The organism is Rhodoligotrophos appendicifer (assembly GCF_007474605.1).
In the GTDB taxonomy this organism is placed as follows: Bacteria; Pseudomonadota; Alphaproteobacteria; order Rhizobiales; family Im1; genus Rhodoligotrophos; species Rhodoligotrophos appendicifer.
Genome location: NZ_VHKL01000019.1, coordinates 37,527 through 49,308 on the forward strand (window position 1 = coordinate 37,527; position 11,782 = coordinate 49,308).

The following is an 11,782-nucleotide window of genomic DNA, read 5'->3' on the forward strand; positions in this document are numbered from 1 at the left end:
GGTGAGCGTCTCGAAGGTGTGGTTTAGTCGATAGATCAGCGTGCTCCGAACCAAACGTGTCTTAGCTTGCAGAGCAGCATTCTTACTTGCACATCGTTCAGGAAATACTGAACAGGCCTCTCCTCCGCTGCAATCCTGGGCCCATCTGACATGCAGCCCGCTTCTTGCGCCTGGCTGCACCACCGTGTCGTCCCGAATTATTGATCGTTTGCGCTTGAGATGCCGGCGACCGGTGGGTCAAAGATTAAAAATTCCTTTTCTCAATATGAGGATGAAGGGACGTCAGTTTGTGCAGGCAGATATTCGAGCTTTCATTCTGAAACTTTGGATCCGTCAATCCTGTTGGCCGCAATCGCCGCTAGGAAACGACTTCGAGTTGTCGGGTGAAGTTTGCTTAGGGAGAAGAGACCCGTCATTCTTCTAACGACCTCCTCCTCGTCGCCCCCTTCCTGCAAAAAAGCCGCTGCAAGAGAGGCGAGCTCGCAGATCGGGATGTCGGCGTGGCTTCGGACGTTAGCGTCCGACATGCGGAATGGAACAACATGGGGTGTGACTGGGCCGGCAAGCCAAACCACCCGGCGCTCATTCTCCGTTCGACTCTCTAGCATTGAGCCCAAAGCACTCCGGATCGTCTGACGGATGGTAACCCCAGTTCCAAGGAACCCATGTGCCTTGGCAATTTTTTGAAAGAGGATGTCTTCATAGAGAGGGGCTTCGACAGTCAATATCTGGGCTGCCATCGCCCGAATCTTAGGCCGATACGCAGCATCATAAAAAACATTGGGATTAGGAGAAATCCCGTCCGCAAGCAGGTCCGCCTCTACATAGGGCGGAAAGTCTGGACGTTTGAGCTCGCGTAGGACACGCCGCTTGCTATCAGCAAAACCAACGCTTCTGGCATGCAGGTCGGCTCGGATCACCCCACCTTCAGCCTCGGAAAACAACAAGGACGCTTCAAACCTTGGATTCGAGGACGAGGCGATGACATCTTCCACGGTATTGGGTGGCGCGTCGGTTCCCTCGGCGTCGACTGGCGGCTCAACAGCACCCGTCTCAGCGAACATCGGCGGCAATGCTTCCACTTCGCGAGCCGCTCGCTTCTTCCGAGCCTCCTCAAGATCTGTTATCAATTGGCCGTGCAGTCGGTGCAGGGCCTTAGTGGCATCCATCCACCAGTCGGTGCTCCAGACGCGCCGAATGCGCCAACCGAGGCCAATCAGCACTTGTTCGCGCAAACGGTCCCTGTCCCTAGCTGTGGCCGATCGGTGATAGGTTGCCCCATCGCATTCAACGCCCGCGAGATAGCGCCCGGGTGCATCGGGATCAACGATGCCCAGATCGATCCGGAAGGCTGAAACGCCGACCTGCGGATGAACCTGCCAGCCCAGTGACTCGAGCTCGGACTTCACAGCAATCTCAAAGTCCGAATCAGGGTCTAGGCCGGTTGGTGAGAAGGCTTCTGCGATGGCTTTGGGCCCATGTTCAGCAAACTCGAGGAAATGCTTGAAATCCAACACGCCCCGCGCCCGCGTCCGCGAAAGGTCGATCTGCTCCGGCCGCAGAGTGGCGAAAATCACCATCTCCTGACGCGCCCGAGTGATGGCGACATTTAGGCGCCGATGCCCTCCCTCCTTGTTCAATGAGCTGATCGTGCTCGTCACACGCCCTGCCTGGTCGGGGCCGACTGCGATCGAAAAGAAAATGATGTCCCGTTCGTCGCCTTGCACATTCTCCAGATTTTTGACGAATACGGGCTCATGCCATTGGGCCGCGTCGAAGAACAGCTCGATGTCTGGGAGGCTGCGCCGCTCCTGCTCGAGCAGATCTTCGATAAGTTTCTGCTGCGCCGCATTGAAGGTGACAACACCAAGTGACAATTTGGCGAGCACAAATCCCGGATCTTTCAGGCGGCGCACGATCTCCGCGACGACCGCTCCAGCTTCCTTGCGATTGACGCGCCCCGCCCCGCGCTCATACACCCCACCCGGGACATGCACGTAACGCACGGCGACGTCGTCCGTGACTGGCGAAGGGAAGGTTACCAACTTGCCATTGTAATAAGTGTGATTGGAGAATGCGATCAGGCTCTCGTGTCGGCTCCTGTAGTGCCAGTTGAGATCGCGTGCAGTGATGTTTGACGCCAACGCCTCGTCGAGAATGCTTTCCTGGTCCTCGATCTCGCTATCGTCTTGGTCATCCACCCCGCGCTCTCCGACATTGGTCGGTGGCAGTTGTTGGGGATCGCCGACAATGATCGACTGTCGCCCTCGTGCCAAGGCGCCGATAGCATCCCATACCGGAATTTGCGACGCCTCGTCGAAGATCACGACGTCGAAGGGTTGGCTGTCCGGTGGCAGGTATTGCGCGATCGACAGAGGGCTCATCATTACGCAAGGCGTGAGCCGAGTGAGGGTGGTTGGCATCTTCGCGAAGAGTTGCCGCAGAGGTTGATGCCTTGTCTTCTTGGCCAGCTCGCGCGCAAGAAACCCCCATTCCTCGTTGTTGCCGAATGCGTTCGGCCCCGGGATGTTGCCCACCAGCCTCGATCGAACAATCCTCTTGGATAGCTCCCGCACTTGCTCATCGGCTGCCTGAAATGCGGCAATCGTATCTTCTTGGCGTGTCGCCAAAAATGAACAGAGGCGTGGATCCCCTGAGATGACGGTGTCGGCCCACCAGCGGGCGTGTGCAATCTCGAATGCTTGATCGATCTCATGCGGCGCAATGCTGCCTTCGTCGAGAGCCGCCAGAACGCCCTGCAGGCCGACGGCTTCCGCCTCACGACGCGCACTCGTCCACTGGCACCAGACATTTGCCTGGCCGAGGCTACCTTGCCAACCTTTGAGCAGGCTAGCAGTATCTTCCATCCAATTTTCATCAGTAAAGAAAGCGTTGACAGCCTCGTGGCCTGCAAGCCGTAACAGAGTCTTGTTGGCAGTATCGAACTCCCGCCACGCCCGTTGAAGCCCTTCGAAACCTGCCAGAGCCTCGCTTCGTGACCGAAACATATGTGCGTAATCACGGCGCAGGCTGATGACATGCTCCCGCAGGTCGGACTCGTCGATCTTAAGCGCCGGTGCGGCCGAGCGGATAGAGAGGCGCATGCGATTCGCCCATTCATTGCCGGCAGCCAAACTTGAAAGCCTGGTGTCGAGACCCTCCCAAGCGTCTCCGAGTGCGGACAGGACCGGAGCCAGATCTTCGACATTGGCTTCAATATCCGCCAGCTCGATCAGGATCACGAGATCGGTGGATATGTCTTTTGGAAGTGGGGACACCGCAAAAGGCTCGAGCTCCAAAAGAACCTTCCTTTGGCGGGAGCCCCTCAAGACGATGTTGGACTGGCTCGCCTCAGTCCAGTCATCGAGAATGCGGCCTAGATCCCTGCTGAAGACTGAGCTCCGATACTCCGCCGAAAGGGACTTTCGGAGCTTGCTTGCAGACTTCTGAAGCCTCGTCAGTTCGCCAATCGCATCTTTGATGGCGGCTGATCGGTCGGTGAGAAAGAGGTGGCCGTCGTGGCCGGCGGCGCCGATCAACATGGCACCAAAAGCGACCAGGTGCTGGAGGCCGGACAAAGACAGAATATGGGGCAGCCCAACATACTGGCAAAACGCCTGGGCGGACTCGCGCAGGGCGCTCATCGAGTTGAGCGCCTCATCAATTGCATTCGTCATCTCCTGTCGCCATTTCGGGCTCCAAGCAGTAATGGCAAGCCCCTGCAATGGATGAGCGTTTACGTCGCCGAGCGCGCGAAGAACGGTTTTAAGCTCGCGGCAGACCTTTTGCATTGCCGAGAGTTGATCCCGGTCGATCTCCATGGGCGGCCACTGCAGGTCGACCTGCCTGAAGGCGTCGCGTGCACGAATGACCTTGCTCATGGCATCATGGGCAGAAAGCCCATTGCTTCGGCGACGATGCAGACTGGAGACCAGGCCATTGAGATCATCCCGCAATGCCGCCAGAATGTGCGTAGCGCCTTCCCATTCCTCGACTGACACGGCGCTGCGCTCGTGCCACGCCTGGCGCAGCTGACCGAGGACAGCAGATTTTTGGGCTTTAGTGGAATGAACTTCTAAGCAATACTCGCCAAGCCCAATGTCCTTCAAGCGGCGCTGGACGACTTCCAACGCTGCGGTCTTCTGAGCGACGAACAGCACCGTCTTGCCTGACGCAAGGCATTGCGAGATCATGTTGGCGATCGTCTGGCTCTTGCCGGTTCCAGGAGGGCCGAACAAAACGAAATCATTTCCCGCCGCAGCTGCCATGACGGCCGCAAGCTGGGATGAATCCGACGACAGAGGCGTCAGGATGTCGGCTGGATGGTAGGTGCGGTCGAGGGCTGCAGGATCAGGAAAATCGGTTCCGTCACCGTATTGCTGCTTCGGCGTATCGATGAGGTGGCGGACGATTGCGCTTCGCTTGAGCGTCTCCATCCGCTCTACAAGGTCCTTCCACATGAGAAACTTTGTGAAGGAGAAGGTCGACAGGATGACATCCGACGTCACCTCCCAGCCTTTCAGGTCCCGAACATGGGCACGCATAATGCGCCAAACCTTCTCCACATCGATCCCGCTCTCATCAGTTGGAAGCCCTTGTTCGAGCTCCGGGATCGCCAACTTAAAATCCTGGCGGAGTAGCTGCAGCAGCGTCGGATTAAATCTTGCTTCTTCCTCATGGAGCTTCAGGCGAAACCCAGCGCGGACATTCTTGCGCGCAAGTGCAACAGGGATAAGTAGCAAGGGCGCGCGGAGTGTCGGACCACTCGGCTTCTGGGTCCATTTGAGGAAGCCCATAGCGAGGAAGAGGATATTTGATCCACCCTCCTCAAACGCGGTGTTCGTCGCCCTGAACAGGTCCGTCAGGCGCGAGGCGAGCTCTGTTTCGCCACAGAAGGTGTGCAGATCCTGCTTCGCCAACGCCTCCACCAGATAGCGTTGGCGCCCATCGTCATGATGTCTCTCGCGGTAAAGGGCAGCGTCCCTTTGATCCCCCTCCCCGAGCACGTCGGTGCGAGCGTGCAGCTTGAATTCCATCCCCCTCGCCAAGTGGTCCTCGAGGGCGCCGGGATCCGGGCACTCGATCGGAATGCACTTCTTGGCATCCTTGAAGTTCAGAAGCTTGTTGCGAAGGGAGAGATCGAGCAGCTTTCGCTTCCATCGCTCCAACCGGTCGATCGGCAAATCGGTGGCTTCGGCGACTGACATGTTCTCTGCAAACTGTGGCGGTTCCTCTATTTCCTGTGGCGGTGCCGACTGAGATTGCGTCAATATCGATCCGCCAGCGGGTTGCTCCGCAAGCTCGAGAGGCTTTATCCCTCGGCAGCGGGAACGTTTGACATCGACCGCGATCTCGAGCGTCTCGCCATTCTCATCAACGTGAGCGGATCCTGCTTTGATGGCGGCACTGAATGTGGCAGCAGGCCTACGCGTCAGAAGCGTCGTCTCGACGAAAATCAGGTCCTGCGCATCGCGGCGCTTGCGAAGGACTTGCATGTCATCCACGGCGACCGTGGAAAAATCTTCAGCGTTCAACCAAAGGCCGACGAATGCGTGGCCCTTTGTCAGAACCAGCAATCCGTTCAATCCGGCCTGTTCTAGACAGGCGGCATAGAGCAGCGTGAGGTCGAGGCAAGTGCCTGTCTTGCGTTCAATAATTACACCCGGGGATCTGACCTTCTGCCCCGAACGTTCAAAGCTTGCCGGCGGCAGCACATAAGTTAGGCCACAATCGGCGATCGCCGCCCAGATGGCGTTCGCCAGCTCCCAGGTCCGCTCTCGCTTCCTCGCCTGATAACCATCGATTGCAGAGTTTTTTCCGGCAGACGCTAGCTTGATCGACGCATTGTGCAGAATCGTATCGATCACCGGCTCGTTCGGCCTCACGAAGGCCGCGAGAAGCTCGGGTGCCGCACCCGACCCGCCCCAGTGAGATGGCGGATGAAGCTGGAGCTCGATCGTGTTCTCGAGCAGGACGGTTCCTCGCTGCTCAAGGACAAGAGAGAGCGTGCCTCTCATCCCTTCATTTAAACGGCGGAGGTATCCCGCTTCGAGCGTGAGATCCACAGGCGCGATGTGCCGCGTCGAGCCTGCGGCGACCTGATCGATGTTGATCGACAGAGAGGCCGCAAACGCAGGCTCGCTGCGGAGGTTCAGAACCAAATCGTCTAGGCTACGATCCGACAGGTTCTCGACTGTCAATTCGTAGATAACTGGAATCGAGTTCTGATAGAATGCGATGCTGAGGTAATCTGAAACAGTCCACCCGAGCTTGACTGTTTCTCCCAACATTTCTGCCCCCTAAATTTTCGGCAGGCTATCGGTTGTCCGAATAGTTGTCGATATATGTCCTCGGCAGAACGGCCAGCGATTAGAGGATATTTGTGAAAAGTTTCTGGGGACCGCCTCCCGCGTCGCGGAGGTATTTGAGCGAGCGAAAGCGCTCACTTCGTTGACACACACCATTCCCAACTACGTGCCCACGCATAAACTCTAAAACTTATGTGGAGGAGCTTTTGCTGCGGCTGTGACCTATTTGTGACCTCCGGTCGAAGTGATGCGGCCCAGGAGCATCCCAAAAAGGAGCTAAGTCACTGATTTTAAAGTGGCGCGCCGGGGAAGATTCGAACTCCTGACCCCCAGATTCGTAGTCTGAATGTTCGAGTTTCATGCTTTTGGATAAGATTATACGATATGTCATTTTTCGTTATATACTAGATAGTTATATCCTCTGTTGTCGTATCACGCCCCTTGACATTGCCTGCTGTCCTGACGCCATGTTGACGCCATTTCGGTGAAGTCGGTGGTCTGTCATGAAGCTGAGCAAGAGAAGCATTGACGGGTTGGCACCCCGTGCAACTCGATATTTCGTTTGGGATAAGTCGTTGGTTGGCTTCGGCGTAAGGGTCGAAGCCTCGGGCCGAGTAACGTTCATCTGTCGGTATCAAGCCGGCACCGTTCGGCGCCAGTACACGCTAGGCCGCTATGGTACTCTTACGCCTGAGCAGGCGAGAGAAGAAGCAAGGCGTGTTCTCGGATCGGCCGTCCTCGGAAAGGATCCAGGCAAGGTCCGTCACGAGGCAAGAGGTTCTCCAACCGTCGCGGATCTGATTGGTGCGTATCTCCTAGGCCATGGACCGAAGCTCAAGCCCTCAACCCGCACGGATTATGAGAGCGGCCTGACGAAGCATGTCCTCCCGACGCTAGGCAGCCTGAAGGCCGAGGGAGTTACCGCCATGGAACTCAACAAGCTTCATCTCAAGCTAAGTGATCGACCATATCGGGCAAACCGCGTCCTCGCCTACCTCGGCAGTGTGTATGGCTGGGGTGCAAAGCATGGATTCGTTCCTAAGAACTTCAATCCTGTTGCTGACATTGAGCGCTTCCGGGAGCAAGGACGGGAGCGGTTCCTCACTTCAGAAGAACTCGGACGCCTTGGCGCCGTACTGCGACAAGCCGAAACAGAGGGCCTGCCGTGGTCCATCAACGTGACGGGTCCAAAAAGTAAACATCTCGCCAAGGTGGATAACCGGAACATCGTCTACCCCGCCCACACAATTGCCGCCATCCGGCTGCTCATCGTTACGGGTTGCCGCCTTCGCGAGATCCTAAACCTGCGCTGGGATGAGGTGGATTTCGGGCGTGGGCTGCTGTTCCTGGCAGATTCTAAGACGGGGCGAAAGCCTGTGATCCTGAACGGTGCTGCCATTGAGATATTGAAGGGCCTGGATCGAGTTGGCGATTATGTCGTTGCCGGTCAGGATCCGAGAAAGCCGAGGCGCGATCTCAAGCGTCCCTGGGATCACATCCGCGAGGCTGCCAACCTGAACGATGTTCGGCTTCACGATCTTCGTCATACACACGCCAGCATAGGAGCAAGCGCCGGCTTCGGGCTGCAGATCGTGGGTAAGTTGCTGGGACACTCTTCACCCCTCACCACTCAGCGCTATGCTCATCTCGCCGATGACCCGGTCCGCCGTGCGTCGGAGGCAATCGGCCGCCATCTCACTGAAGTCATGGCACCCGTTCCCGACGCGTTGAAAGAAAGGTGAGGTGTTCACCGGTTGTTGATGGGCAAGGTCCAGTTCGTCACTGCTCTTTGTTTGGAATTAAGAGCGGAACTACTGCGAGGATTATAAGGATAATTGCTGCCGACAAAACAGCAGTTGCTTCCAGTCCCAGGCCAGCAATTACTCCAATCCCGGCGGTGGCCCAAATATTAGCAGCCGTGGTAAGCCCTCTACGGGTTTTTGCGCGGTTCGGATAATAATGGCACCTGCGCCCAGGAACCCGATACCCTGCACGATGCCCTGCAGCACCCGCGACATATCCTCGATCGGCATGGAGCAGATTGCTGCCAGCGGCACTCGGTGCCTCGGCGATCGCCGCTTAGCGCTTCGGCAAGAACAGATGACGGATTGCAGTTCAACCAGCCTTGATGAGAAGCTCCGCCATTTTCGGGCTCGGGTCACGGGGCACATGATGCATTCTACACGATCGAGATCAGGAAGTTGGAGGGCACGGAAGCCGCTTTAGGGTGGGCGGGTAGCAGACGATCGTAATCGATCGAGCCTTGGCCAGAGCAGGCGGCTTCGGGCTCGGTTTCAATACAGCCCAACTGTTGGGCCTTACGATCGGCGGATGCTTCGCCAATGATGCGCTACGTTGCTGCCGAGAGAGGTTTAAGAATCAAGAATATCAGCATCTCCGTAGAGGTCACGTTGCAAGGCGACCCAATCACCGCGACCGATGCAATACTGCGCGTTATGGTGCACATGGCCGATGGTTCGGACAGCGCCGAGCTAGGTGGGCGAACAAGTGAGTTATCGATTGCCATGAATTCCTTGCATCGAGGTCACATCGGTGAAGGTGAAGGACTAGCAGACGATGCCATTTCGAACTTCGGCCTATGGAGGCGGATTGCGGTTAGTCGAATCTCGCGATAACGCCATCCGGCAAATGCCTTTCAGCGCGGTTTCCCCGCGATCCGAGACCCTCCATTCGAAATGGCATACGGCTTTCGGCTTGGGCGGGTCAGTAGCGTCTGCCGATTTAAGTTAACAATCAGCAGTAAGCTGCCTTTTATCAATCCAACACCCCTGGAACCACTCCGATACAACGATGTTTCAGTATTTGGGTCGCCAGAGCTTCTGCGATACATAAAGGCTGATGCCGAGCGGTGAACGTTCCAAGAGTCCTCGACCATTGTGAGCTGTTTTATGACAATCAAGCCCGAATTTTCAGTCGAAGCGGCCGCATGCGTTTTCATTGACGATAGGTGGCGGGGCTCAGGGCGACAGTGTGCAATGCTGTGAAAGCCGCATCCACGAAAGGTGACGAAACGCTTGATCTGAAAGAGGGGTGCGAACGCGAGCCCATCCATGTGCCTGGTTCGATACAGCCGCACGGAGTGCTACTGGTCCTCGATCCCAATTCCGAAGAAATTGTCCAAAGCGCCGGCGACGTAGCGGGTCTTCTCGGAATTCGAGGTTCACCGCTAGGCAAATCGGTAAAACAGGTGCTGGGACGATCTCTGAGCACACAAAGGGCCGAATCCGGGGTGGTGATGCAGCGCGAGCCAACTTATCTGGGCACTGCCGAGTGCAATGGTGGGATTGGCTCGCTAACACTGACTGCCCATCTGGTCGACGGGGCTGCCGTTCTCGAATTGGAACCCGCCGTTGAGCCCATGGCAGCAGCCTTCGTGCTTGCAAGCATAAGCTCGATCAGCGAGCAGATCAGCGAGGCTTGCAGCCTACTCGAAGCGGTCAGGGTCGCTGCCGCGGAAGTGCGCCGGATAAGTGGATATGATCACATCATGGTCTACCAGTTCCTGCCGGACAGTTCGGGGTCGGTGGTGGCCGAGTCCCGGGCCGAAGGTCGGTCGTCATTCCTAAACCACAGGTTCCCGGCCTCGGACATACCGGCGCAGGCACGCTCGCTCTATCTACGAAGTCCGATCCGAGTGATTCCAGACGTCGAATATGTTGCCGCCCCTCTCGAGCCGTTGCTTCTGCCGGCTACCAATTCCCCCCTGGACATGAGCCATTGCGCGCTCCGCAGCGTGTCCCCGGTTCACATCAAGTACTTGAAGAACATGGGTGTGGGCGCGTCGATGTCGGTCTCCCTGATTATTCGGGGAGAACTCTGGGGGTTGATCGCCTGCCATAATCGACAACCAATGCAGGTACCTTATGTGGCCAGGGAGTTGTGCAAGCACGTCGCACAGAACCTATCACAGAAGATCCGGGCACTATCGGAAGCGGACGATCATTTACTTTCTCGCGATCTCGGCTCCGCTGCGGAACGACTGCTACGTGAGCTTCACAACAGCAATGAGCCTAATAAGACCCTGATAAACAGCTGCTCCGCCCTGCAAGAGCTCTTTGATGCGAGCGGGGTCGCAATTGACTGGAAGGGGAGCGTGGCTACGGCCGGCCGTGTTCCGTCCCATTCCGCGCGAGGCGCCCTTGCCAAATGGCTGCGAGATCGACTTGCAGCCGGCGAGATATTTGTCAGCGACAGCATGCAAGAGCAGTATCCCGGAGCGGCTGAGTTCGAGCGCGAGGGAAGCGGTCTTCTGTCGATCCTGTTGACAGGCGACGACGCCCCAGTGCTGATGTGGTTCAAGGCCGAGCAGGTCGAGGAGATCCGCTGGGCAGGAAACCCTAGTGAGCCATTGGAGCTCAACGCACGGCTCGGCACGCTGAACCCCCGAAAATCATTCGAGACCTGGCGCAAAACAGTACGAGGGCGCTCGAGGCCATGGCGCGCAGCAGAAGTCGAAATGCTGAGGAGCTTTGGACGTCGTCTCGCATTCGTGCTGCAGCAGCAGCGGATCCGGGAACTCAATACTCTGCTGCAACGCGCCAACGAGCAGCTGGCAAACCTGGCCGCGACGGATAGCTTGACCGGAATTGCCAATCGACGAGCGTTTGATGCCCGTCTCGACTACGAATGGGCTCGGGCACAGCGCCACTCCACATCTCTATCGCTCATCACCCTCGATCTCGACTTCTTCAAACAATACAATGACCACTTCGGGCACCCAGCGGGCGACTTGTGTTTGCGGCAGGTCAGCGCGGTTGTCGGAGAAGCGCGGAGATCCACTGATTTTCCCGCGCGGGTCGGCGGTGAGGAATTCTCTATCCTGCTTCCTGATACCGATACGACAGGAGCACTTGTCATTGCAGAGAAGTTTCGACTGGGTATCCAAGCGCTGAACATTGACCACCCGAAGAGCCCGTTTGGAGTGGTTACTGCGAGCTTGGGCTTGGCTGTTCGGGTGCCGTTTGCCACTACCCAAGTTAGCGATCTGATCAAAGCGGCTGACGGCGCTCTCTATGAAGCGAAGGCCGCGGGCCGAAATCAGATTGCGGTTGCTTGAATGCGGTTGCACTTTCTTTTGAGCGCGGGCTGTCAACATTGATCGCTTGGTTTGCGGCTTTCGGGATCTGGCTACGGCGATCGAAACGGCCGATTTCTGGCGATGCGGGTGTGCTACGGTTACGTTAAGCGCTGGAGCGGTTCAACCGCTCGATCGTAGAACTGAAGGCTCCAGTCCCCAGCGAGGAAGCAGATGGAAAACAGCGGCTGTCAAGGATTGCCAATAGAAGGCCGATAGAAGGCCGATAGAAGGCCGATAGAAGGCCGATAGAAGGCCGATAGAAGGCCGATAGAAGGCCGATAGAAGGCCGATTGTGCAGGGCGGTGACAAATTAGGCCATGGAGCGCCGACGTGATGGCGGTGCGGGCGGAGTAAAAGCCGTCCATTGGCTAGGCTG

Annotated in this window: 5 protein-coding genes and 1 pseudogene; 4 read left to right on the top strand and 2 right to left on the bottom strand. The window is 57.2% G+C overall.

The window, feature by feature from the left end; genetic code table 11:
* Nucleotides 1-311 precede the first annotated feature (311 nt).
* Nucleotides 312-6,290, bottom strand: a complete 5,979-nt coding sequence (gene proA, locus FKM97_RS25425; RefSeq protein WP_246105265.1) for an anti-phage protein ProA — start codon at nucleotides 6,288-6,290, stop codon at nucleotides 312-314.
* Nucleotides 6,291-6,811: 521 nt separating this feature from the next.
* Here proA and FKM97_RS27305 point away from each other — a divergent pair.
* Nucleotides 6,812-7,066 (top strand): annotated as a pseudogene (locus FKM97_RS27305) (Arm DNA-binding domain-containing protein); the annotation flags it as partial.
* 168 nt (nucleotides 7,067-7,234) lie between these two features.
* Nucleotides 7,235-8,050: a site-specific integrase gene (locus FKM97_RS25430; RefSeq protein WP_246105266.1), complete on the top strand. Its 816-nt coding sequence runs from the start codon at nucleotides 7,235-7,237 to the stop codon at nucleotides 8,048-8,050.
* A gap of 37 nt (nucleotides 8,051-8,087) precedes the next feature.
* Here the strand turns inward: FKM97_RS25430 and FKM97_RS27120 are convergent, their stop codons facing one another.
* Nucleotides 8,088-8,381: an MgtC/SapB family protein gene (locus FKM97_RS27120; RefSeq protein ID WP_342783579.1), complete on the bottom strand. Its 294-nt coding sequence runs from the start codon at nucleotides 8,379-8,381 to the stop codon at nucleotides 8,088-8,090.
* Nucleotides 8,382-8,650: 269 nt separating this feature from the next.
* Here FKM97_RS27120 and FKM97_RS25440 point away from each other — a divergent pair, with 269 nt between their 5' ends.
* Complete coding sequence (locus FKM97_RS25440; protein ID WP_144295270.1) at nucleotides 8,651-8,944, top strand: hypothetical protein; 294 nt, start codon at nucleotides 8,651-8,653, stop codon at nucleotides 8,942-8,944.
* Between the two features lie 365 nt (nucleotides 8,945-9,309).
* Nucleotides 9,310-11,385, top strand: coding sequence for a sensor domain-containing diguanylate cyclase (locus FKM97_RS25445; RefSeq protein ID WP_205015307.1), 2,076 nt, complete (start codon nucleotides 9,310-9,312; stop codon nucleotides 11,383-11,385).
* Nucleotides 11,386-11,782: the final 397 nt, after the last annotated feature.